Annotated in this window: 22 protein-coding genes and 1 pseudogene; 7 read left to right on the forward strand and 16 right to left on the reverse strand. The window is 59.2% G+C overall.

The genetic code is table 11. From position 1 onward, the window contains the following. Nucleotides 1-23: 23 nt before the first annotated feature. The 5 genes from R3O64_RS07775 to R3O64_RS07795 all read right to left on the reverse strand — a co-directional run bounded on the left by R3O64_RS07775 (nt 24) and on the right by R3O64_RS07795 (nt 4,622). Nucleotides 24-656: a hypothetical protein gene (locus R3O64_RS07775; protein ID WP_070524499.1), complete on the reverse strand. Its 633-nt coding sequence runs from the start codon at nt 654-656 to the stop codon at nt 24-26. A gap of 21 nt (nt 657-677) precedes the next feature. Next, nucleotides 678-2,228 (reverse strand): tRNA (N6-isopentenyl adenosine(37)-C2)-methylthiotransferase MiaB, encoded by a 1,551-nt coding sequence (gene miaB, locus R3O64_RS07780; protein WP_083304483.1) that lies wholly within the window; start codon nt 2,226-2,228, stop codon nt 678-680. 8 nt (nt 2,229-2,236) lie between these two features. Further along, nucleotides 2,237-2,836 carry a recombination regulator RecX gene (gene recX / locus R3O64_RS07785; RefSeq protein WP_070686205.1) on the reverse strand — a complete coding sequence of 200 codons (600 nt, stop codon included), beginning with the start codon at nt 2,834-2,836 and terminating at the stop codon, nt 2,237-2,239. Between the two features lie 9 nt (nt 2,837-2,845). After that, complete coding sequence (gene recA, locus R3O64_RS07790) at nt 2,846-3,979, reverse strand: recombinase RecA (protein ID WP_070524502.1); 1,134 nt, start codon at nt 3,977-3,979, stop codon at nt 2,846-2,848. Nucleotides 3,980-4,217: 238 nt separating this feature from the next. Continuing rightward, nucleotides 4,218-4,622, reverse strand: coding sequence for a hypothetical protein (locus R3O64_RS07795; RefSeq protein WP_339016529.1), 405 nt, complete (start codon nt 4,620-4,622; stop codon nt 4,218-4,220). Nucleotides 4,623-4,850: 228 nt separating this feature from the next. Between R3O64_RS07795 and R3O64_RS07800 the strand changes: the two genes are divergently transcribed. The 3 genes from R3O64_RS07800 to R3O64_RS07810 are packed head-to-tail and all read left to right on the forward strand — an operon-like array spanning nt 4,851 to nt 6,744. Further along, complete coding sequence (locus R3O64_RS07800) at nt 4,851-5,426, forward strand: biotin transporter BioY (RefSeq protein WP_070524504.1); 576 nt, start codon at nt 4,851-4,853, stop codon at nt 5,424-5,426. A 5-nt stretch (nt 5,427-5,431) separates the two neighbouring features. After that, a complete protein-coding gene (locus R3O64_RS07805; RefSeq protein ID WP_339016533.1) occupies nt 5,432-6,124 on the forward strand; it encodes an ABC transporter ATP-binding protein in 693 nt (230 codons plus the stop codon). A 5-nt stretch (nt 6,125-6,129) separates the two neighbouring features. Beyond that, complete coding sequence (locus R3O64_RS07810) at nt 6,130-6,744, forward strand: energy-coupling factor transporter transmembrane component T family protein (RefSeq protein ID WP_070531425.1); 615 nt, start codon at nt 6,130-6,132, stop codon at nt 6,742-6,744. A gap of 2 nt (nt 6,745-6,746) precedes the next feature. Here R3O64_RS07810 and R3O64_RS07815 read toward each other — a convergent pair whose 3' ends face one another. From R3O64_RS07815 to pgsA, 4 genes are all read right to left on the reverse strand, one after another. Beyond that, nucleotides 6,747-7,583: a PspA/IM30 family protein gene (locus R3O64_RS07815; RefSeq protein ID WP_070531429.1), complete on the reverse strand. Its 837-nt coding sequence runs from the start codon at nt 7,581-7,583 to the stop codon at nt 6,747-6,749. Nucleotides 7,584-7,689: 106 nt separating this feature from the next. Further along, the gene (locus R3O64_RS07820; protein WP_070531432.1) at nt 7,690-8,037 is read right to left on the reverse strand and encodes a helix-turn-helix domain-containing protein; all 348 of its coding nucleotides are present in this window, start codon (nt 8,035-8,037) and stop codon (nt 7,690-7,692) included. A gap of 45 nt (nt 8,038-8,082) precedes the next feature. Beyond that, nucleotides 8,083-8,568 carry a nicotinamide-nucleotide amidohydrolase family protein gene (locus tag R3O64_RS07825; protein ID WP_070531433.1) on the reverse strand — a complete coding sequence of 162 codons (486 nt, stop codon included), beginning with the start codon at nt 8,566-8,568 and terminating at the stop codon, nt 8,083-8,085. Beyond that, nucleotides 8,565-9,155, reverse strand: coding sequence for a CDP-diacylglycerol--glycerol-3-phosphate 3-phosphatidyltransferase (gene pgsA, locus R3O64_RS07830; protein ID WP_180952027.1), 591 nt, complete (start codon nt 9,153-9,155; stop codon nt 8,565-8,567). The genes R3O64_RS07825 and pgsA overlap by 4 nt, the downstream gene beginning before the upstream one ends. A 47-nt stretch (nt 9,156-9,202) precedes the next feature. On the opposite strand from pgsA, the gene R3O64_RS07835 reads away from it, so the two are divergent. Continuing rightward, the gene (locus tag R3O64_RS07835) at nt 9,203-9,493 is read left to right on the forward strand and encodes a YciI family protein (protein ID WP_070524508.1); all 291 of its coding nucleotides are present in this window, start codon (nt 9,203-9,205) and stop codon (nt 9,491-9,493) included. Nucleotides 9,494-9,535: 42 nt separating this feature from the next. Here R3O64_RS07835 and R3O64_RS07840 read toward each other — a convergent pair whose 3' ends face one another. From R3O64_RS07840 to dapB, 7 genes are all read right to left on the reverse strand, one after another. Beyond that, a complete protein-coding gene (locus tag R3O64_RS07840) occupies nt 9,536-10,654 on the reverse strand; it encodes a TerC family protein (protein ID WP_339016542.1) in 1,119 nt (372 codons plus the stop codon). A 179-nt stretch (nt 10,655-10,833) separates the two neighbouring features. Continuing rightward, entirely contained in the window at nt 10,834-14,085 is a 3,252-nt protein-coding gene (locus tag R3O64_RS07845) for a DNA translocase FtsK 4TM domain-containing protein (protein ID WP_339016545.1), read from the reverse strand. 77 nt (nt 14,086-14,162) lie between these two features. After that, the gene (locus R3O64_RS07850; RefSeq protein ID WP_070562887.1) at nt 14,163-14,804 is read right to left on the reverse strand and encodes a TIGR03085 family metal-binding protein; all 642 of its coding nucleotides are present in this window, start codon (nt 14,802-14,804) and stop codon (nt 14,163-14,165) included. 43 nt (nt 14,805-14,847) lie between these two features. Then, nucleotides 14,848-16,917: a ribonuclease J gene (locus R3O64_RS07855; protein ID WP_193634504.1), complete on the reverse strand. Its 2,070-nt coding sequence runs from the start codon at nt 16,915-16,917 to the stop codon at nt 14,848-14,850. Nucleotides 16,918-16,919: 2 nt separating this feature from the next. Beyond that, nucleotides 16,920-17,828 (reverse strand): 4-hydroxy-tetrahydrodipicolinate synthase, encoded by a 909-nt coding sequence (dapA, locus tag R3O64_RS07860; RefSeq protein WP_070531446.1) that lies wholly within the window; start codon nt 17,826-17,828, stop codon nt 16,920-16,922. A gap of 71 nt (nt 17,829-17,899) precedes the next feature. Next, nucleotides 17,900-18,649, reverse strand: coding sequence for an FAD-dependent thymidylate synthase (gene thyX / locus R3O64_RS07865; protein WP_339016550.1), 750 nt, complete (start codon nt 18,647-18,649; stop codon nt 17,900-17,902). After that, nucleotides 18,649-19,395, reverse strand: coding sequence for a 4-hydroxy-tetrahydrodipicolinate reductase (gene dapB, locus R3O64_RS07870; RefSeq protein ID WP_070524515.1), 747 nt, complete (start codon nt 19,393-19,395; stop codon nt 18,649-18,651). The genes thyX and dapB overlap by 1 nt, the downstream gene beginning before the upstream one ends. A 307-nt stretch (nt 19,396-19,702) precedes the next feature. Here dapB and R3O64_RS07875 point away from each other — a divergent pair, with 307 nt between their 5' ends. From R3O64_RS07875 to R3O64_RS12875, 3 genes and pseudogenes are all read left to right on the forward strand, one after another. Further along, a complete protein-coding gene (locus tag R3O64_RS07875; RefSeq protein ID WP_339016554.1) occupies nt 19,703-20,986 on the forward strand; it encodes an HNH endonuclease signature motif containing protein in 1,284 nt (427 codons plus the stop codon). A 257-nt stretch (nt 20,987-21,243) separates the two neighbouring features. After that, entirely contained in the window at nt 21,244-21,633 is a 390-nt protein-coding gene (locus R3O64_RS07880) for a VOC family protein (protein WP_269948076.1), read from the forward strand. Between the two features lie 220 nt (nt 21,634-21,853). After that, a pseudogene (locus tag R3O64_RS12875) lies at nt 21,854-22,091 on the forward strand (AMIN-like domain-containing (lipo)protein); the annotation flags it as partial. Nucleotide 22,092: the final 1 nt, after the last annotated feature.

Genomic DNA, 22,092 nt, shown 5'->3' on the forward strand with positions numbered 1-22,092 from the left:
CCACAACACGAATCTAGGAACGCTTATTCCTCGCCCTGCTGGCTCCGGTGGCGTGAGGCGGCGCGTGAGCGGCGATCGTCGATAAGCAGCGGGTTCTGTTCCGCTGGAAGCGCGGTCGCGGCTTCGTTCTGCAGGACTCCCACGTGGTCAAGCTGCCCCGAGACTTCCCGCACGCGCTCCGCGGCGGCTAGCTGCTCAGGGCTGCGGCGCAACGCCACTTGGCAGTACACCAGGAAGGCCACCAACGTAGACACAGCGCCCACGTACATGCCAATAGATGCCCCCTCAGCGGCACCGCCGCGGTACCAGAATCCCCACAAGTTAACGAAAAAGGAGATGGTCACCATCATCCATGCGGCGAGAGCCACAGACGTCCGCCGCGTAAGGATCGTAGCGGTAGTCAGAATTCCCACGCCACCCAACGCTAACCAGGCGCTAACGGTCTCCATAAGTGAAATTCGCACTCCCTCGGCGGTTCCGCCTACGAAGAGTGCTTCCCATCCACGGGCATCACCGGCATAAGGCAGAACCAGATACGCTACCCACGCCACAACAGACACGATGAGCGCATATTTGTGCTTTCCCAGTTCGATGGTCTTCGCCGCGCGCTTTTCTGCGGCGACAGCATCGCGCACCTGCTTCAAGTCATCACTCATAGAATCGGAGCCTACTCCCTTCTAGCAGCCACAGGAATCAGCGGGAGCGCTGGGCTTGCCGACGCCCGGCAGGCCCAACCCCACCCCAATCGGTGCCGTGGTGGGGGTCTGCCCCGCAGCCGACATGTCGCCGGCCTTGGTGCGGCGGTGCTCACTGACACCGGAATCGGCCATGAGGAAGAAAGAGCCCGCATCCGTCACGGTGGTGTGCACGACATCGCCAGGGCGAATCTCCGCGGAGATGTCCTTGCCCTCACCATCGACGGGAGCAAAGTGAACGAGGCGGCCATCGCGAGCACGACCGGTAAGACGGTGGGTATCGGCGGACTTGCGGCCGCCTTCCGCCTGGACCAGGAGCTCCACGTCGGTGCCAATGAGCTTCGCGTTCTCCTCGGCCTGGATGGAGTCTTGGAGCGCTACGAGGCGCTCGAAGCGCTCCTGCACTACCTCCTTCGGGATCTGGTTCTCCATGACCGCAGCCGGGGTTCCCGGACGCGGCGAATACTGGAAGGTAAACGCGGAGGCAAAGCGGGCGCGACGCACCACATCCAGGGTGGCCTCAAAGTCCTCCTCCGTCTCACCGGGGAAGCCCACGATGATATCGGTGGTGATGGCGGCGTGCGGCATTTTCTCGCGCACTTCGTCGAGGATGCCTAGGAACTTCTTCGTGCGGTAGGAACGGCGCATGTCTTTGAGCACCTTGTCGGAGCCAGACTGCAGCGGCATGTGCAACTGTGGGCACACAGCCGGAGTCTCCGCCATGGCATCGATGACGTCGGAGGTGAACTCTGCCGGGTGCGGGGAAGTAAAGCGCAGGCGCTCAAGCCCCTCGATCTTGCCCACTTCCCGCAGCAGCTTGGAAAAGGCGAAGCGGTCTCGCGGCAGGTCCGGGTCAGCGAAATTGACGCCATAGGCATTGACGTTTTGGCCCAGCAACGTCACCTCGGACACTCCCTGCTCCACCAAGGCCTGAACCTCTGCGAGGATGTCGCCAGGGCGGCGGTCCTCTTCCTTGCCGCGCAGGGAAGGAACGATGCAGAAAGTACAGGTGTTATTGCAGCCCACGGAGACCGATACCCACCCGGCATAGGCGGACTCGCGCTTGGCCGGCAGCACGGAGGGAAAAGCCTCAAGCGCGTCGACGATTTCAACCTGGGCCTCATCATTGTGGCGGGCGCGTTCGAGAAGTGTCGGCAAAGCCGCCATGTTGTGGGTGCCGAATACCGCATCGACCCACGGCGCGTGGTCAAGGACTGTGTCCTTATCCTTTTGCGCCAAGCAGCCGCCCACAGCGATCTGCATGCCGGGGTGGTTTTCCTTCGTTTTCTTCAGCGCACCTAGGGTTCCATACAAACGCTTGTCGGCGTTCTCACGCACAGCACAGGTGTTAAAGACTACGAGGTCAGGCTCGGCGCCATCCGGTGCCGCCGAGTAGCCGGCTTCCTCAAGCAAACCGGAGATGCGCTCGGAGTCATGAACGTTCATTTGGCAGCCAAAAGTCCGCACCTCATAGGTGCGGGGCTGGCTATTGATTTCGGGGGAGCTCACGGGGGGACATTCTAACTGGCCCATCCGGCTACTCATAATGCCTTTAATTCGGCGATGCGCGCATCAAGAGCCTCGATGGATATGCGCATGACAAGTTCCTGGTTGTAGCCGCGCCGCGCGAGCGTTCCCACGATGCGGCGCAGGAATTTGTCCCTTTCATGCCGGTCGGCCGGAACCTTTTTAAGCGTCCGCGCCTTCTTCTCCGCGACCTGGCGGGCGACAGCCTCTTCAGATTCTTCTGTAATCTGCTCTAAGGCTGCGGCCCGATCAGCGGCATCAACGCCCTTCTCCTTGAGCTCCACGTTGAGGGCTCGGGACGACTTGCCGCGCCGCGCATGACGCTGGCGAACCCATTCCTTGGCAAAGCTCGCGTCATCAACAAGGCCGACATCTGCGAGGTCATCAACAACTTCCTCGACCACGTCGGGCTCGAAGTCCGCAGCAACGAGGCGGTCACGCAGTTCTTTGCGGGAACGCGCTCTCTGATCCAGCAGACCCAGCGCACGAGAACGCACGGGAGCCTTCGCTGCCTCGGCTGCTGCATCAACCAGCTGCCCGCCCGCGTCACCTGATTCATAGGATTCGAGGGCCTGGCGCAGCTTCGCAATCTTCTCCGGTGAGGGTTGTGCCATTGATCCCGTTTAGTCGTCGTCGAAATCGACGTTCGGAACCAGATCCACAGACTCATCCGTCAGCGGATCATCTGCTCCTGGCACATCCATGGCCACGTTGTCGCCACTCTCGGCAGCGGCAGCACCCACACCGAGCTTGACAAAGATCTTCTTCTCAATCTCATCCGCCAGATCCGGATTATCCTTGAGGAAGTTACGAGCCTTCTCCTTGCCTTGGCCCAGCTGGTCACCCTCATAGGTAAACCAGGAACCAGACTTCTTGATGAAGCCGTGTTCGACGCCCAAGTCAATAATGGAAGACTCGCGCGAAATACCTTCGCCATACATGATGTCGAACTCAGCGATCTTGAACGGCGGGGAGACCTTGTTCTTTACAACCTTGAGCTTGGTGCGGTTACCGATGGCATCCTGGCCGTCCTTCAAGGTTTGGATTCGGCGGATATCGCAGCGCACCGAAGCATAGAACTTCAGCGCCTTACCACCAGTCGTGGTCTCCGGCGATCCAAACATGACGCCGATCTTCTCACGGAGCTGGTTGATGAAGATGGCGGTGGTCCCCGAGTTATACAGAGCACCCGTCATCTTGCGCAGCGCCTGGGACATGAGACGAGCCTGGAGGCCAACATGGCTATCACCCATCTCACCTTCGATCTCCGCCTTGGGGGTCAGGGCAGCAACCGAGTCAATCACGATGATGTCAATGGCGCCAGAGCGCACGAGCATATCGGCGATTTCCAAAGCCTGCTCACCAGTATCCGGTTGGGAGACCAGCAGGTTATCGGTATCAACGCCAAGCAGTCGTGCATACTCCGGATCGAGAGCGTGCTCAGCATCGATGAAGGCCGCAATACCGCCAGTCTTCTGCGCCGATGCAATAGCGTGCAGGGCAACGGTGGTCTTACCCGAGGATTCCGGACCATAAATCTCCACGATGCGGCCACGCGGGAAGCCGCCGACGCCCAATGCGATATCGATGGCCGTATTACCGGAGGAAATAGCCTGGATTGGCGGGCGATCATCATCACCCAGGCGCATAACGGCGCCCTTACCAAAATCCTTCTCAATCATCGCCATGGCAGCGTCAAGGGCTTTTTGACGATCATCGCCCTTGCTTGCTGCCGAGGACTTCTTCTTCGTAGCCATTCATTTCCTCACTATCGTGCGTCAGTTGTAGTGCGTTCTTACGCGTTAATTAAAAGTGGCACCTAATTAGACTGCCACGTGGCAGCTGAGGTTCCCTGGCGCGACTCAAACAGCCTTAGCGCCCTCTCCTCAAGCCACGAAGTCACCCTAACGTGCCCGCCGGACCACGTCCCACAATACACACACAAGTGTTCGATTTTCCATTTCGCCCAAGCGCGTGTCCCAGCGACAGCCTCCACTACTGAAGCACCCAAGGACCGTCCTGCTCTTGCCGCGAGAAGGTCACCTTCTCAGCAGTCTGAAGAACGGCCACCTCCTCCCCTAACGAGCTGCAGAGATCCAGGTCATCGAGGTTAGCCCTGCTACTCATATACTTGGAATACCCCGGCCCTTGCGCATCACGGTAGAGCTCAACGCTACCCGCCGCCGGCGGCACCCACTCATCGTCCTCATCTGTACCTCCCTGCCAGGTTCCATCGCTGGCGGCGAGGACATCCCTTTCGGTAGCGCCAGGGCAAATAATGATCACCCGTTCATACTCCGAATCGAAGATGTCACCGATCGGTATGTCTACGCTTCCCGGCTCCCCTTCCTCGACCCCAGCGGCCTCATCGATATTTTCGATGACATTCGCGGAATTCACCAACGAACATCCAGCTAAGCCGCCTATGGCCACACCGGAAAGAAGTGCTACTGCCCCATAGCGCGCCCTAAGGCACCCTAAACCCTTAAGCCACGCTTGTTTCTGCCCAATTTCCATGCACCAAAGATACCCCGTTCGGGGTGGATGCGCGTCCTAAATTGCGTGCTTGAACACTGTTCAAAAGGTGCTATTTGCTGCACAGTTATCCCACTGGATAAACTTTGGCCCATGAAAAAGAATTCCGTCGCGACTGACATCGCGTACGTCGCGGTCTTTACCGCGCTCATCATAGTCTTTGCTTTTGTCTCTATCCCCACTCCCACCGCGGGCGTGCCCATCGTTCTTCAAAACGCGGTTATCATCCTCGCGGGCCTGGTACTCGGCGGCCGCCGCGGCCTCTTCGTGGGCCTGCTCTTCATTGCCCTCGGCCTCGTCGGCCTTCCCATCCTCGCCGGCGGACGTAGCGCGTTGAGTGCTCTCGCCGGCCCCACGGTTGGCTACCTCGTTGGCTATGTGGTCGCCCCGGCCATCGCCGGACTCATCGCCTACCGCGCCCCGCGCAACAAGGGTGGAATGACGCTCATCCTCGCTATCGCCGGCGTCGTTGGCCTCGCCGTCCAGTACTTCTGCGGAATTCTCGGCCTGATGTACCGCTCTGACATGTCCTTCGGTGCAGCCACCATCGCCCAAGGGCCATTCCTCATCCCCGATCTCATCAAGGTCGCCGTGATGGTTGTCATTGCGGTCGGCGTCCACGCAGCGTTCCCAGACCTAATGGGCCGACGCACCGCTAAGGCGAAGTAGCTCCCGTGCCGCTCATTGAATTCCGTAACGTGTCCGTCACCTTCGACGAGACGCCGGTGCTTAACGACGTTTCCCTCAACTTGAGCGAACAACGCATCGGCATCATCGGCGCCAACGGCGGCGGCAAGTCAACCCTCGTCCGGCTCATCAATGGTCTCGGTGAGCCCTCACGCGGTGAGGTCTTGGTGGACAACATGGACGTCGCCAAGCACGGCAAAGAAATCCGGCGCCGCGTGGGATTCGTATTCTCAGACGCCGAGAACCAAATCGTCATGCCGCAGGTACGCGATGATGTGGAATTCTCCCTGCGGCGCCTCAAGCTGCCTCGGGAGGAACGCACCGCGCGTGTCGATGCCGCCCTCGAACGCTTCGGCCTCGAGGCCCTGGCCGAACAATCCCCGCACTCGCTCTCCGGCGGGCAGAAACAGCTCCTCGCGCTGGCTGCGGTACTGGTCATGGAACCGACCGTCATCATCGCCGACGAACCGACGACCCTGCTGGACCTGCGCAACCGTGACCGCATTCGCCGCGAGTTCGCCAACCTGGAGCAGCAGCTGATCGTGGTTACCCACGACCTCGACTTCCTCTCCGACTTTGACCGCGTTCTGTGCATTGACGACCACCACGTAGCCGCCGATGGAACACCCGACGAGGTCATTCCCTTCTATACGAAGCTCATGGAATCCCGCCCCCTCTAGCGATCATGCCCAAGAACATCCCACTCGGCTTCTATGTCGACGCCGAAACCATCATCCACCGCATCCCCGCCGCGGTGAAATTCCTCGTACTCATCGGCTTCATCCTCGTGACTTCGCTGGCTGTTCACACGATTAGCTGGGCAGCGCTAAGCCTCGCTCTCCCCCTTGCCCTCTTCCCCATTGCCCGGGTTCCCTTTCGCGTCGCGCTCGGCCAGCTCGCGCCGCCGCTCTATCTCCTCGTCGCACTCGCTGCATTTCAGTGGTGGCAGAAGGACTTCACGGCGGCTGCCATCATGTTCCTCACGATTTACGCGGCGATTAGCGCGGCGGTCCTGCTGACGCTCACGACGAAGGTCTCGGAGATGATGGACTCCCTGGATCGCGCCCTTGCCCCGCTGGGGCGCCTCGGGGTCCCCGTTGAGAACATCACGCTGGCGATGTCCCTGACTATTCGACTGCTTCCCCTCATGCTGGGAACCGTGGTCGAGGTGCTAGACGCACGAAAAGCCCGGGGCGCCACGGCATCATTAACCGCTTTTGGCACCCCGGTTATCATTCGCTCTATCCGCCGCGCACGCGCCATGGGTGAGGCGCTTCAAGCGCGCGGCGTCGGCGACTAAGCCTATTCTCCGCGCAGCTCGCGCAGGCGGGCCTGAACGGCATCGTTCTGCACGTTCGGCTGAGCCTGGGTTCCTGCCGAGCCGATTGCCTGCTGGGAGTTGCCCTCCACGGCCTTCGGGTTATTCATCTCCGCGCGAATCTGCTCGAGACGGGAGTGGCCAGCCAGTTGCACGCCAGCCTGCTCAATCTCCTGCATACGGTTAGACACGGAGTTCTCCGCGAGCTCTGCCTGGCCCAGGGCCTTGGAGTAACGGCGCTCAATCTTGTCGCGCACCGCGTCCAGGGACGGGGTGTTGCCGTTGGCAGAAAGCTCATTCATCGAGTTGAGGGACTCGGAAACCTTCTCCTGCATCTTGGCCTGCTCAAGCTGGGACAGCAGCTTCGAGCGCTCGTTGACCTTCTCACGCAGGGCCATGCCATTGCGCTCGACGGCCTTCTTAGCCTGCTCCGCCTGCTGCAGTGCCTGATCATGCAGCTTCTTGGTGTCCTCAACAGACTCCTCGGCAGTTACCAACTGGGCGGCGAAGGCTTCTGCTGCGTTCTCATACTCGGTAGCCTTCTGCGCATCGCCCTCAGCACGAGCCTTGTCCGCCAAGTTCAGAGCGTTGCGGGTGTTCTGCTGCAGCTTTTCGATCTCGCTGAGACGGCGGTTGAGCTGCATCTCCAGCTGACGCTGGTTGCCGATGACCGCCGCAGCCTGCTGCGAGAGCTCCTGGTGCTGGCGCTGAGCTTCCTCGATTGCCTGCTCAATCTGTACCTTCGGATCAGCGTTCTCCTCGATCTTCGAATCGAAGAGAGCCATCAAGTACTTCCAGGCCTTTACGAATGGATTCGCCATAACAGAAGGTGCCTTTCTCAGCAGTTCGTTGTGTCTATAAAAAGTGTTCGAAAAGAATTCTCTGCCTGCCTAATATTAGCGAAGCAAGCAGTGCTACGCCGCGGTTCTACAGTTCCGATGCTGCGGGTGCGGTGGACGCTAGCTCCTCATCCATCGATGGCAGCGCCATGTAGCCAGCGGCCTCGATGAGGACATCGGAAACACTGACATCAAGCGCATGGCACACGGATGCCAGAAGCTCAGAGGAAACCTCCTTGCGGCCGCGCTCCAACTCCGAAAGGTATCCCGGGGACACGCGCGCTACACCGGCGAGCTCACGAAGGGTCACGCCCTTATCCGCACGGAAGGCGCGAAGCGTCAGTCCGAGTGCTTCACGCAACAGCGGCTCAGGGGTCCGCGTCGACCGCGTGCTGGTCTGGGTGGGCTTATCAAGTAATGCAACTGAAGTGTTCATCACTCCGTACAACGGCCCAGCACTCCTCCTTGTTCCCACAATCAACTATTTTTCTTCAAGAGTTGATAGGAGAAGACTCAATGCTGCCTCAACTGCAGCGGCACGAATCGCGTTGCGCCCCTCAGCAGAAAGCTCATAGAGGACGCCGCGCTTGGCGACGCCCCCGTCGCCCCTCCCGCACAGCCCCACATACACGGTTCCCGCAGGTTTACCTTCTTGGAGGTCCGGCCCGGCCACACCAGTCAGCCCTATCCCCCAATCCGCACGCGTTTCGACAACTGCGGCCTCAGCCATCTGCGCGGCAGTTGCTGCGGACACCACGCCTTGATCGTCAAGCTCTTCCACGGTGGTGTTGAGGAAATGTGCCTTGACCTCTGTCGCATACGTCACCAGACCGCCCCGCAACACCGCCGAGGCTCCCGGCACGCTCGCCACCGTGGCAGCGGCTAAACCGGCAGTAAGGGACTCACAGAACGCCACGGTTTCGCCGCGCTCACGGAGCCTGGACACTAATTGCTCCTCGATGCTCACTGGTTTTCCCTACGGCCATCAATGAGATACTGGATGCCGGTCAGGACAGTAACGAAGGCGGCAGCCAACATGACGAGGAAGCTCGGAAGGTCCATCCACCCCGGCAGCGGACAGAGATACAACGCCACCGCCAAGGTCTGCAGCGCTGTCTTGAGCTTTCCGCCTTGGGAAGCCGGCACCACTTTTCCTTGGCGCAGCAAGAAGAAGCGCCAAATAGTGATTCCGAACTCACGGAAGAGAATGACGACGGTGATCCACACGGGCAGAGCACCAGTGATGTTGAGGCACACGAAGGCCGCAGTCATCAGAGCCTTATCCGCGATGGGATCCGCAATCTTGCCGAAATTTGTAATGAGCCCACGCGAGCGTGCGATATCGCCATCCAGCTTGTCTGTGAGCATGAGGAGCGCAAAGCATACAAAGGACCACCACTCATGTCCGGCCAAAACCAACCAGGCGAACAAGGGGATAAAGAGGATGCGCAAACTGGTCAAGATATTGGGAAGATTCCAATTGGAGACCTCGGGATTTACATCCGCGGTTTGAGAGTGGTTGTGCGCAGCCTGAGAATCATTCACGCCCTTCATCCTACCGTGGCCTCCCTACCCCTCGCGCGAGCACTACCATGGAAAATATGAAGTACTTCGCTGTCTCCTATGAATACAATCCATCCAACCCAGTCATCGCAAATGTTCGCCCGAAACACCGCGAGTTCATCGGCGCGCTCCATGAGAAAGGCCAGATCTGCGGATCGGGCCCCTTCACCGATTCCAAGGGTGGGGCTCTCATCGTCCTGCAGTTTGAGGACGAGTCAATTGAGGTGGCCGAGGTAATCGCCCTCATGGACCAGGATCCCTTCTACACCGAAGGCGCCGTTACGGGCCGTGCCTTCCGCGAGTGGAATCCCGTTATCAATTCCTTTTAAACTCTTCCCCCATGCTGCCCGGGACTCGGGCAGCACTCGGAGTTAGGGTAGCTCGGATTTCGGCAGGTCCTCTGCTTTACCCACAAGCTCTCCCTGCTTGTTACGAACGATCTTGTTGCCAAAATCGTCCCAGTCGTAGTGGTTGTGGGAAATCACCACGCCACCCTGAGTTTGGTCGCGCTTGTCTTTCCACACCGACAGCAACACAGTGATTGCGAGCACGCCGACGATGACCAACAGCGACATCAGCGTGGAAATCTCCGGCACGGCGGAAACATCCTCACCGCCATTAATGAACGGCAAGTTATTCTCATGCAATGCGTGGAACAACAGCTTGACGCCGATGAACAGCAGAATGATACCCAGGCCATAGGGCAGGTAAACCAGACGGTCCAACAGGCCATCGATGAGGAAGAACATCTGACGCAGGCCCATGAGCGCGAATGCGTTGGTGGTGAATACTAGGAAGGGCTCCGAGGTAATGCCGTAGATGGCGGGGATGGAGTCGAAGGCAAACATGACGTCGATAAGCCCAATTGCTGCCAGCGCCACGAACAGCGGGGTGAGCGCGAACTTCCCCTTCTTCTCCCCGGACTCTTCACGGTGGGTGAGCTTATCTCCGTGGTAGCGCGGGGTTACGTGTACGACCTTGCGCAGCCACTTAACCACCAGCATGTCATTGGGGTCAGTCTCCGGGGCGTCGTTGATCTCATCGATGAGCAGCTTCACTGCGGTGTAAATGAGGAAGATTGCGAAGATGTAGAAGACATCAGACCATGCAGCGATAATTGCCGCGCCCAACAAAATGAAAATGAGGCGGAATACCAGGGCCAAAACGATTCCGATGAGGAGCACCTTCTGCTGGTATCTGCGGGGGATTTTGAAGGATCCCATGATGAGCGAGAAGACGAATAGATTGTCCACGCTCAGCGCCTGTTCCGTCACCCAACCGGTGTAGAACTGTGCGGCATGTTCGCTGTCCCACAGCACCCATACAACTCCGCCGAAGACAACGGCGATTGCCATATAGAACAGCGTCCACCCACCGGATTCCTTGAGCGTAGGCTCATGGGGCGAGCGAACGTGGCTGTAGAAATCGAAAATAAAAAAGCCCAGAATCACCGCCATGGTGATGGCCCAAACCCACAATGGTACGTGCATAATGCGCTATCCCTCCGGTCGACGCGACAACAAAGACCGGAGGTCTCCCCCGCTAGTGATGCTTACGCAGAGCAACGCTAGCCGGCGCGACCGGGAACTGCACCGCAGTTGCCGTGTTGACGATCGACGCCAAGGATTGGGGTACTCCCCTCCAAGACTCGTCCTATCCTACACGGAACTTAGAACGCGCCCGTGGAGGGGTTGGCAGAGATTTCAACGGTGCGGGTATCTGCTGACTCCTCGTCAGTTCCGTCTGCACCTTCAGCCTCTTGGACCTCCTTCGGAGCCTCTGCTGGGTCCGCTCCCTTGATCATCCAAATGATGGTGTCGAGCTCTTCCGGTTTGACCAGCACCTCGCGAGCTTTGGATCCTTCCGAAGGCCCAACCACACCGCGTGATTCCATAAGATCCATGAGGCGGCCGGCCTTGGCAAAGCCGATGCGCAGCTTGCGCTGAAGCATCGACGTGGAGCCCAACTGGGATGTGACCACGAGGTCGACGGCCTCGAGGAGGTCGTCCATATCCTTGCCGATCTCCTCGTCGATCTCCTTCTTGGCGTCCTTGGCTTTATCCTCCGTGACACCTTCGGTGTAGTTCGGTGCGCCCTGTGCCTTCGCGGCGTCGACAACCGCCTGCACCTCTTCGTCGGAGACGAACGCGCCCTGCATGCGCACAGGGCGCCCGCCCTGCGGGATAAACAGGCCATCGCCCATACCGATGAGCTTCTCGGCACCACCCTGGTCCAAGATGACGCGGGAGTCCGTGAGCGAGGACGTCGCGAACGCCAGGCGGGACGGCACGTTGGTCTTGATAAGGCCGGTGACCACGTCCACGGACGGGCGCTGTGTTGCGAGCACGAGGTGAATACCAGCTGCGCGCGCCTTCTGGGTGATGCGGACGATCGAGTCCTCGATCTCCTTCGGCGCCGTCATCATGAGGTCCGCGAGCTCGTCCACGACGCACACGATATAGGGGTACGGGCGCATCTCTCGCTGGGAGCCGGCCGGGGCCTGGTATTCGCCGCTGCGAACCTTGCGGTTGAAATCCTCGATCTTGCGCACGCGGGCAGCCTGCATATCCATGTAGCGCTGCTCCATCTCCTCCACCAGCCACTGCAGGGCCGCAGCAGCCTTCTTTGGCTGCGTAATGATCGGGGTGATGAGGTGCGGGATGCCCTCGTAGGGCGTGAGCTCGACCATCTTCGGATCCACCAGGATGAGGCGAACGTCTTCCGGGGTCGCGCGCGTCAGCAGCGAGACCAGCATCGAGTTCACGAACGCCGACTTACCTGAACCGGTTGCGCCGGCCACGAGAAGGTGCGGCATCTTCTTCACCGAGAAGGAGGTGAATTGGCCCTCGATGTCCTTACCCAAGCCGATGAGCATCGGATCGTTATCAGCACGCAATGCCGGGGAATCCAAAACATCACGCAGGCGCACCATTTCACGGTCCGCATTAGGCACCTCGATACCGACTGCAGACTTGCCCGGGATCGGGGTCAACAGGCGCAGGTTATCCGTCGCCACTGCATAAGCCAGATTGGACTGCAGGTTCGTAATCTTCGAAACCTTGACGCCTGGTCCCAGCTCAATTTCATAGCGCGTCACTGTAGGGCCACGGCTAAACCCGGTGACCTGGGCATCGACCTTAAACTCCTCAAAGACTTCAGTGATGGCTTCGATGATGCGGTCGTTGGCCTCCGTGCGAGCCTTCGCAGGCTTGCCGGCCGTAAGCAGGTCAGTCGTCGGCACGTCATAACCGCCTCCCAGTGCGGTATCTTCCGCACCGCTCGGGGCCGCGGGTGCTTGTTGCGCCGCGTCTTGAACATCCTCGTCGACCTTGGCGCCCGTGCGCGCATCGCGCCCGGAACGCTCCTGGAACATACGGACGGCCTCGGAGTGTGCGGCAGAGACAACGTCCTCCCCGGCCGCCCCAGCAGACGCTGCGCTTGCCGACGCCCCCGCGGCTGCCGCCCCCAGCGCCGCACCGGCGGCACCGCCAACGTCCACGCGGGGATGCTTCTTCTGTGCAGGCTTGTGCGCAGGTTTCTCAACCGGCTTTTCGACAGGCGTCGGTGCTGCCTTCTGCTTCTGCTCCGGAACAACGGGAATCTCGTCGGTGTCATCGACGCGGCGCTCGGGCACGGCATCAAAGGAGGGGCGGCCGTGCTGGACCGGTTCCTGCTTCGTGGGCTGTGCCGCCGAGTCAAAGGAGACCGTGGCGTTCTCGTCCGGCGCTACGGCCGGGTAGCTCTGCGTGTGCTGCGTGCGCTGGCGCTGGCGCTGGCGCGGACGCGGGGTATGGACCGGGCGCGTGGGGCGCTCGCGCCCCTCGGCGATGGCGTCGATGTCATCGCTGACATAGCCGTAGTCGTCTGCGGAGGCGTCGTCAAGCAGCTCATACTCCGAGCGGTCCTTCCGATCACGGAGACCACCGACGAGGGCAGAGAATCGAGCAGCCACGAAGTCATAAGCTTCGCGCAGGGTGATGCCGGTGATGTTGAGCGCCCCATAGACAATCAATAGGAAGAGCAACGGCACGGCCACGTAGCTAGAGAAGGCTGCTACGAGCAGCTCACCGATAGCAAAACCGATAGCGCCTCCGGCCTCACCGGCGGCGTTTTTATTCCATGTAAGGTCTGGGAGCCCAGCAAAGATATGGATAAGGCTCAGCATGCAGACCACGATGAGGGCCGTGCCGCTAACCACGCGCGGCTTGAAGTGGCCGGCCGGGCCGGAAAGGTCCATCATGAGCGCGATGGCTACGGCGATGAGCGCAACAGGAAGAACATAGGCGCCCGCGCCAATCACATAGCGCACAGCATTGGTGAGATACTCACCGATAATGCCAGCCACTTGGAACCACGTGGCGCATGCCAGGACGATGGCCACACCAATCAGCACGAGCGCGACCGCATCCGGGTTGGAGACGCGAATGCTCTTCTCTACCCGGGCGGGGCGCTCCATGATGGTCGTCGGCATCTCGGACTCAACGTCCTGGGCACGGGTCACCTTGCTTTTCGACGAGGCGCCACCCTCAGCCCTGTTGCTAGTTCTCTTATTCTTCGCGCGACCAGAAATTTCCCCTGGCTCCCTCACATCGTCGTAATCATCAAAAGCCTCTTCGTCATAGGACGCATCATAAGCGGGATCATAAAGATCCTCGTCCCGATCTCTCGCTTCAGCTGGCTTGAGTCCGGCGAGGCCATGCCCGACTCCCCGCGCCATGCTCCCCATGCCCCGGGCCGTAGCGCCAAATACGGTGCCCAGTCCGTGACCAACGGCACGAAAGGCGCTGCCGGTCCTCTCTTCGGAGGTCTCGGCAGCGCGGGTTGCAGACGACAGCGAGTAGCTTGTGCGGCCCGACGGTCGCGAGCGATTAGCCGTGCGACCTCGGCCGGAGGCGCGAGACGGAGCGTTCTTGACAGACATGATTGCCACTCTAGTAGCAAAAGCCCCATTAACAACATGCGCCACACACGTATGGCGAAGAAAATTAGCAGTTCAGCCTACAGGCTTGACCTTACGATTGCAGATTCATCGCCTTCAATCTCGACATCAGCGACGTCGCGGCCGAAGGCCCACAAGAGCACCTCGGACACGGTACCTCGTACGCGAACCACAGCGTCGCCTTGTCCAGACACACGGTGTCTATCCGCAGCCACGATCGGCGGGAAACCTTGTGGCTCCAGGACAACGGGCAGGCGCGAGTGCGACAGCAGCCGTGTGCCTAGCAGTTTCAACGGCGCCAGTAGCTCTTTGTTGACTGCTCGTGAAAGATCTCTTGGTTCAATGCGGCCATTAGCTCGGCGGATATCCTCGTGGTGGACAAAGTGCTCGGCCGCGTTGAACACAGAGTCTGCATAGCGCAGAGGGCTAAACCTAGATGCTCCCCTCCCCCACGCATCCACCAGCTCCTCATACGTCATGCCCTCGCGGACCCCATCCGCGACGCTCCGTGTATGAGAGGACAGCGCTGGAATAAAGGAACCGAGCACAGCATCAGGGCGGTTCTCACGCACCCACAAATGCGTTGCTAGGTCCCGGGTTGTCCACCCTTCGCACAACGTCGGGGCATCAGGGCCAAGCTCATGGAACAACGCCACCATCTTGGCGCGCTCTGCTGAAGAAAACGACATGCGCCCCAGCATACCCACCGGAGGCGGGAACACTGGGGCGCTTGCGGCCTTAGCTTTAGAGCGATTCGCGGGAAGCGTGAACTTCGTCGTCGTCAGGCAACAGGATATCCGAGTTCGTCGGGACGATGGTCGGCAGAATCACCGGCTCGCGCTTGTACTTGGAGTCCATGAGCTTCGATACCTTGCGGCGCAGCTTCTGCACCATGCGGTAGGTATCGTTCTCCCCCTCAGCGGCGAGGTCATTCATGGTGTTCTCCACCATCTCGGCGACCTCAGGCACGATACCGCGATCATCGTCGGAGAAGCCCGTCGTGGACACCGTCGGATGCTCAAGCAGGCGCGACGTGCGGTTATCGATGACACAGGTGATAGAAACGACACCGCCGGCACCCAGGTTGGTGCGATCCGCGAGGGTATCGGCGTCGACATCACCCATCGACACACCATCGACGTAGAGGTTGCCCACCGGGATCTGGCCGACGACCTCAGCACGGCCGTTGCGCAGATCGACGACAACGCCGTTCTGCGCAAGGACCACGCGATCACGGGCCACACCAGTGGAGACTGCCAGCTCCTTGTTTGCACGCAGGTGGCGCCACTCGCCGTGCACCGGCATGGCATTCTTCGGGCGTGCAGCGTTGTAGAGGAAGAGCAGCTCGCCACCATAGCCGTGGCCGGAGGCGTGGACCTTAGCTTCCTTGTTCGTGATGACCTCAGCGCCAATCTGGGACAGCATGTTGATAACGCCGAACACGGCCTCCTCATTACCCGGAATCAGGGAGGAGGAGAAGATGATGAGGTCACCATCGCGGACGGTGATCTGGCGATGCTCACGACGGGCCATGCGGGACAGCGCTGCCATCGGCTCACCCTGGGTACCGGTGGTGATGAGCAGCACCTTGTGCGGAGCCATCTTGGCTGCCTCATCGATCGGGATGATGGTGCCGCGCGGAACCTTCAGGAAGCCCATCTTCTCCGCGATTTCCATGTTGCGCATCATGGAGCGGCCGTTGAACGCAACCTTGCGGCCGGCGGCCACGGCGGCGTCGATAGCAGCCTGCACGCGGTAGACGTTCGAGGCGAAGGATGCGATGATCACGCGCTGCTTTGCCCCAGAAACCAGACGCTTGAACGTTGCCGGAATGTCGCCCTCAGAGGCGGACACACCCGGGATGTTGGCGTTGGTGGAATCGCACAGCATGAGGTCCACGCCTTCGTCGCCGTAGCGCGACAGGGCCGGCAGATCCGTCGGGCGGTTATCCAGCGGGGTCTGGTCCAGCTTGATATCACCGGTGTGGATGATGTTGCCAGCCGGGGTTCCCAGCATGACGCCGAGGGCATCCGGGACGGAGTGGTTCACTGCCCAGAAGCGGCAACGGAACGGACCGTAATTCACATCGGACTTCTCATTGACCTCAACGAACTTCGGCTTCTGGCGGTGTTCCTTACACTTGGCAGCAATCAACGCAATAGTGAAGCGGGATGCCACAATCGGGATATCCGGGCGCAGCTTCAGCAGCCACGGGATAGCACCAATGTGGTCCTCGTGCGCGTGGGTTACGACGAGCGCCTTGACCTTGTGAATCTTCTTCTCAATCGGGCCAAAGTCCGGGAGAATCAGGTCCACACCAGGCTCACCGGAGGACGGGAAGAGCACACCACAGTCGATGATGAGCATCTCATCCTGGTACTCAAAGACGGTCATATTTCGACCGATCTCGGAAATACCGCCCAAGGCATAGATACGCAGAGAGTCCTTCTGCTGCTTCGGCGGCTCCGGCAGACGCTTGGTCAGATCCGCGCCCTGCATGGACTTAGGCACGTTGCGACGGCCGCGGTTGTTGTTGCGATTGCGATTGTTACGACCACCGTTGTTGTTATTGCCGTTGTTGTGATTATTGTTGCCGCCGCGGCCGCGACCACGGCCGCCACGGGAACCACGAGAACGGGAACGACGGTTGCCGTCGTCAGAGTTTCCAGACTCCTTAGAGGATGCGCCGGAAGCAGCCGATTCCTTCGGCGCTTGGAAAACCGGCGAAGCCGCCTCATTCGAGGCGGTCTCGGTCTCCGAAGGCGGACCCGCCTTACGGGTCACCTTGCGGGAACGGTTACGGGATTCAGTCATTCTTAAAGGACTCCAGCCTTTTCCAAATCGTGACGGAGAACCTCAATCTCATCCGCGTCAGCTGCGGAAACCGGGAGACGAGGTTCTCCAACTTCAATGCCCTGCAGGCGCAAGGCAGCTTTAACAAGAGTTGCTCCTCCGAGGCGGCCTTGCGCCTCGACGAGCGGGGACAAAGTTTTCGCGTTGATCTCTCGCGCACGTGCGATATCACCTTCGTCGAAGGCCACGTAGAGATCAGCCAGGGCACGCGGGGCAATATGACCAATCACGGAAATAACGCCTGAAGCACCGAGGGCCAGCCACGGCAAGTTCAGCCCGTCATCTCCGGAGTACCATGCCAATCCGGTTTCCTGGATAAGCGGTGCAGCCGCCACAAGATCGCCTTTGGCGTCCTTGACGGCCTTGATGTTCGGCACTTCCGCGAGGCGAAGAAGGGTCTCCGTCTCAATCGGAATGCCCGAGCGGCCAGGGATGTCATACAGGCAAATGGGGAGGTCCACGGCGTCAGCGACAGCGCTAAAGTGCGCATACACACCGGCTTGGGAAGGCTTGGAGTAATACGGAGTTACAACCAAGAGGCTGTCTGCTCCCGCATCAGCGAAAGCGCGCGCTGCTGAAATGCTGGTGGCGGTGTTATTGGTTCCCGCTCCCGCACACAATTTAGCGCGACTGCCTACCTCTTCCTTTACAGCTGCAAACAGCTCCAGTTTCTCATCCAATGACGTCGTCGGTGACTCACCCGTGGTCCCAGCCAAAATGAGCGAATCAATACCGTTATCAACCAGATGAGCTGCCAGGCGACGGCCAGCGGGCACGTCCAAGGCGCCATCCTGGTCAAATGGAGTGACCATAGCTACGCCTACGCGTCCGAAGGTGTCGACGCCTGTCTGTGCTGTCATACCTGTGCTCATAGGCGTCAAGATTACCCGCTTTCGCCCCTATTGGCCGCATCGGGGTCGTGCGCGAGTCTCCTGCAAAGCCTTTAAGCGTACGGGCTCGAAGCCATTTCGGTCCCGTCGGACAAAGTGGTGATGTGGAAGTCGTCGAAAAGCACCGGCGATTGCTCTCTCAACAGCTTCAAGCATGTCACCGCCAATTGGCGCATCTCAGTATCAGCCTGCTCCGTTGCCCGAGCGCCGATAAAGTGGCGCCACGCACGGTAGTTGCCGGTCACTACTATGCGGGACTCTGTGAGATTGGGCAAAACCGCACGCGCTGCCTGCCGCGCCTGCTTCTTACGAAGCAATGCGTTTGGTTCCTCTTCCAGTTTGGACTCGAGGACGTCGAGCAGCTCTTCGTAGACAAACCTCGCTTCATCGGCCGCTTGTAGCGTTAACCGCGTTAGCTGCTCATCTTCTGCAATGAACTTGGGCAGCACTACCTCTGCTTCGTCGGAGTGTACGAAGCGTTGTGAAAGCTGGGAGAAGGAGAAGTGCCGGTGGCGCACCAACTCATGCGTTGCCGAGCGCGACAGCCCTCTTATATACAGCGTCGCGGTGGCATGCTCCAGAAGCGCATCGTGACCCACTTCCAAAATGTGGTGTAAATAAGCCTGGTTCGACGCGGTACGAGGATTTGGCTTATCGAAGGACTCGTAACACGCACGCCCAGCAAACTCGACTAAAGCCTCGCTTTCCGACGCCCCCTCGTCCGCCTTCCAATCCACCCCGCGTGGTGCATGAAACGCCGTTGCCGCGATGAGTTGGACATCAAGCTCAGAGACCTTTGCCATTACAGCCCCAGATACTTCTCAAGCCCCACAGTCAAACCTGCGTGGGAGGAAATCTCGCGCACACCAAGCAAAACACCGGGAGTAAAGGAAGAGCGGTCATAGGAATCTTGGCGGATGGTCAGGGATTGCCCTTGGGTACCGAAGATTACCTCTTCATGCGCCACCATTCCCTGCATGCGAACTGCATGGACGTGGACGCCATCAACGTCTGCACCTCGCGCACCGTCAAGGGACTGCTCGGTCTTGTCCGGCATTGCATCCAGGCCAGCTTCCTTACGAGCCTTCGCAATTCCCTGCGCAGTATGAACCGCCGTGCCGGACGGCGCGTCAAGCTTATTCGGGTGGTGGTATTCAACAACCTCGGCGCTATCGAAGAACTTCGCCGCTTGGGCAGCAAACACCATGGTCAATACAGCTGAGACAGCAAAGTTCGGAGCGATGAGAACGTTGCCAGCGCCCTCCTTCTTAGTCCACTCCTCTACCTTGGCTAGCCGCTCCTCGTCGAAGCCCGTGGTGCCGACAACAGCATGGATTCCATTGGCGATACAAAACTCAAGATTATCCATAACCGAAGCGGGCTGAGTGAAGTCGACGGCAACCTCGGCGCCTGCTTCAACTAGCTTCTCCAGCGGGGTTTCGCGATCAATTTCAGCGACAAGCTCCAGATCTTCTGCAGCGTTGACGCCCTCCACGATTGCCTGCCCCACGCGGCCCTTAGCGCCAAGGACACCCACCTTGATAGTCATTCACAATCCCTTCATACGTGTTCATACGGTTAGCTGTGCCCAGTCTATCCCCGCCGCCGGCAGGGTTTTGGACAGGGCAGAGAGGGCCGCCATAAACCTCGACCAATTGGGTAGTTCACTGGCGTTTAGGCGGTTTTACAACCTGCCACATTTATATCGCACATCCAATCTAATGTGACGCGACTACCCCCGTTTGTAGTAACGACTTGACGTGAATTCACTACTGGCTATAGCCATGTGCGGTGAGGGTCGGTAGAATCATTGTTAGAACATTTCTTCTAACTCATGTTTCTCGGGGGAGACATTCATGACCACCACCGCCACACACCCTTCAACCTCCTCTTCTTTCTTCTTCTCAACAACGAATCCGAATAATCCACACGCTATAGCCCGCGCGGCAGCCCGCCGCGCTATCTACAACACCTGGGTTGCAGCTATGCCCAGCCTGCAGGCTGATATCAACACCACCGCCCTATCTTTAGTGGCGGCCTGGTCACTTCCGGAAGGTCACATCAAAGCAGGTCTGCGTGCCATCCACCGGCTTGATAGCCTGCCGAAAGTCAAAGCCATACAAGACACCCACTGCCTGCTGGACATCGAGTCCTTGATTGCTATTGACCAACCCATGTCAGCACTAACCGCCTTGACTGCTGAAACCCTGGATTTCATCGACACCATCCTGGCTGACTTCTTCACCCCCACTAAGGCGAATCAGGCTTTTCCCACCCGCAGCCAAATCAGACGCAAAGTCCGCGATATATGTAAAACCCTGGATGATTCCATCGCATATCGCGACACCCGCCCCAAGGATGCCTACCGCTTCTCCTCCAACGGAACCTCCGCCTGGCTAGAACTCCAGGTTACTGAAGATACCGGCATTAAACTCGATGCCTTCATCCACCACACCGCTGCCAAGCATGATCTGACGATTCCGGATGCTGTCAAAAAACTGCTTTCCGGTGAGATTGAGCCACCAGCCACCGTAGTCTTACACACCTACCAAGCCTGCGATATAGATGATGCCCCGACCTTCATCGAAGGCTTCGGCTGGCGCCAAACGCCCATGCCGCATGATAAAACCCGGGATTTAACCGGCGAGGTAGCCGAAGCAGACGGCTACCAACCGGGCCTGATTATGCGCAAGCATGTCGAAGGCCGCGACGGAACCTGCCGGGTCGGCGGATGCGAGGAACCTGCCTTTCTTACCCAATTGGATCACCGGCATAACTGGGCTGAAGGCGGGCCAACCCATCCGAAGAACCTGGCATGTTTATGCCAAGGACATCACAACATGAAAACCGATGGCACCTTAAAGTACCTGCTGGACCCCTACAGTGGGGATGTTATCTGGCTTTTCGCTGACGGTACCTGGACCATCAACGAAGCCGACGGACCCCTAGCACCCAAGCAAAAACGCTGGGCGCAAACAGTCGCCCAACACATCACCGCCACCAGGAAACGTGTGCGCGAAGAAGCCCAACACCTCAAACAAGAACTCGACGACTACGCACAACAACAAGCCAAAGCCAAAGCCGAAGCCGAAACCCAGGCCAACACCGACACTGACAGCGGCGAGGACATCCCCTTCTAAAACCTGAGTCGTCGAATCAAACGACGAAAAAGGCGAGAATACCCGTCGATTCAAACGACGACGATGACGAAGAACAGGGGCCTAGCCCTCGTCGAATCAAACGACGACACCACTCCAAACAGTCGGAAGGGAAAGAACCCAAGAACACACCCACCGTCGAAAAGAACGACGACTGTATCACTCAGCCCTAGTCAGGTCTCCCCTGCTGCAGACAGGGCCGCCGGCGTGGTTTCGTCATGCTCGTTTATATGGGGCGAATGCAGATCTACATTGCTTCAGTACCTGTCGATGACGTTGCTCGCGCGCACGACTTCTATGTCAATACGCTCGGCTTTCGAGTCAAGGACGATGTGCCCCACGGAGACTTTCGGTGGCTCACGGTGACCAATGCTGAAGGTCAAAGAAATACGCAGCTCCTCCTCGAGCCTAAGGCCCACCCGGCGTCCAAGGACTACGCAGCAGCGCTCAAGGCCGATGGCATTCCTGCCACCCAGTTCTTGTCCGCAGACGTGGAAAAGGAATATAGGGAGCTCACTGAAAAGGGCGTGGATTTCACTATGGAGCCCACCGACGTCGGCCCCTCTATCATCGCTGTCTTCGACGACACCGTAGGAAACCTCATCCAACTTGTACAGCTTAAGAGATAGCGAAATTGTCGCGTCCAGTTTCTTCCGCTTCCATCGTCGCAATCATCACCGCTGTATGTATCATGCCGCTGGGCGGATGCGCGGATCGCGGCGCGGATACGTTACCGGCGCCGCTGGTCAGCACGATTCCGTCGAGCACAAGCACCGCCGATGCACCGCAGCAGTCCAATGACACGCTGGCTCCCTCTTCCCGGCAGGTAGCCAATGCCGCTGCTTTTAAGGAAGCGCTTTTCTCAACCTGGGATTCGAAGGCACCCCGCGGCCTTCCACGCCTGAGCTTGAAGAAAAAATATATGAAGCCGGGAAATACACCTGGTGCCGGCGTGGTGAGCGAAGTCGTATACACCACCTCATTCGAGGCACAGACTCAACTGGTCATTGGCCTGAACAAGAAGACGCCGTACTCGGTGACTTTCCTTGAGCACCCCAAGCGCTTGGTACTCGACTTCCAAGAATAGC

The sequence above is a fragment of the Corynebacterium hesseae genome (assembly GCF_037850265.1).
Lineage (GTDB): Bacteria > Actinomycetota > Actinomycetes > Mycobacteriales > Mycobacteriaceae > Corynebacterium > Corynebacterium hesseae.

What these genes read in the sequence shown, in the direction of transcription:
- miaB (WP_083304483.1), bottom strand. Translation starts at nt 2,228, where the DNA reads ATGGGCCAGTTAGAATGTCCCCCCGTGAGCTCCCCCGAAATCAATAGC.
- recX (WP_070686205.1), bottom strand. Translation starts at nt 2,836, where the DNA reads ATGGCACAACCCTCACCGGAGAAGATTGCGAAGCTGCGCCAGGCCCTC.
- R3O64_RS07855 (WP_193634504.1), bottom strand. Translation starts at nt 16,917, where the DNA reads ATGACTGAATCCCGTAACCGTTCCCGCAAGGTGACCCGTAAGGCGGGT.
- R3O64_RS07845 (WP_339016545.1), bottom strand. Translation starts at nt 14,085, where the DNA reads ATGTCTGTCAAGAACGCTCCGTCTCGCGCCTCCGGCCGAGGTCGCACG.
- R3O64_RS07875 (WP_339016554.1), top strand. Translation starts at nt 19,703, where the DNA reads ATGACCACCACCGCCACACACCCTTCAACCTCCTCTTCTTTCTTCTTC.
- R3O64_RS07880 (WP_269948076.1), top strand. Translation starts at nt 21,244, where the DNA reads ATGCAGATCTACATTGCTTCAGTACCTGTCGATGACGTTGCTCGCGCG.
- thyX (WP_339016550.1), bottom strand. Translation starts at nt 18,649, where the DNA reads ATGGCAAAGGTCTCTGAGCTTGATGTCCAACTCATCGCGGCAACGGCG.
- dapA (WP_070531446.1), bottom strand. Translation starts at nt 17,828, where the DNA reads ATGAGCACAGGTATGACAGCACAGACAGGCGTCGACACCTTCGGACGC.
- R3O64_RS07800 (WP_070524504.1), top strand. Translation starts at nt 4,851, where the DNA reads ATGAAAAAGAATTCCGTCGCGACTGACATCGCGTACGTCGCGGTCTTT.
- R3O64_RS07815 (WP_070531429.1), bottom strand. Translation starts at nt 7,583, where the DNA reads ATGGCGAATCCATTCGTAAAGGCCTGGAAGTACTTGATGGCTCTCTTC.
- R3O64_RS07810 (WP_070531425.1), top strand. Translation starts at nt 6,130, where the DNA reads ATGCCCAAGAACATCCCACTCGGCTTCTATGTCGACGCCGAAACCATC.
- recA (WP_070524502.1), bottom strand. Translation starts at nt 3,979, where the DNA reads ATGGCTACGAAGAAGAAGTCCTCGGCAGCAAGCAAGGGCGATGATCGT.
- R3O64_RS07835 (WP_070524508.1), top strand. Translation starts at nt 9,203, where the DNA reads ATGAAGTACTTCGCTGTCTCCTATGAATACAATCCATCCAACCCAGTC.
- pgsA (WP_180952027.1), bottom strand. Translation starts at nt 9,155, where the DNA reads ATGAAGGGCGTGAATGATTCTCAGGCTGCGCACAACCACTCTCAAACC.
- R3O64_RS07850 (WP_070562887.1), bottom strand. Translation starts at nt 14,804, where the DNA reads ATGCTGGGGCGCATGTCGTTTTCTTCAGCAGAGCGCGCCAAGATGGTG.
- R3O64_RS07775 (WP_070524499.1), bottom strand. Translation starts at nt 656, where the DNA reads ATGAGTGATGACTTGAAGCAGGTGCGCGATGCTGTCGCCGCAGAAAAG.
- R3O64_RS07840 (WP_339016542.1), bottom strand. Translation starts at nt 10,654, where the DNA reads ATGCACGTACCATTGTGGGTTTGGGCCATCACCATGGCGGTGATTCTG.
- dapB (WP_070524515.1), bottom strand. Translation starts at nt 19,395, where the DNA reads ATGACTATCAAGGTGGGTGTCCTTGGCGCTAAGGGCCGCGTGGGGCAG.
- R3O64_RS07820 (WP_070531432.1), bottom strand. Translation starts at nt 8,037, where the DNA reads ATGAACACTTCAGTTGCATTACTTGATAAGCCCACCCAGACCAGCACG.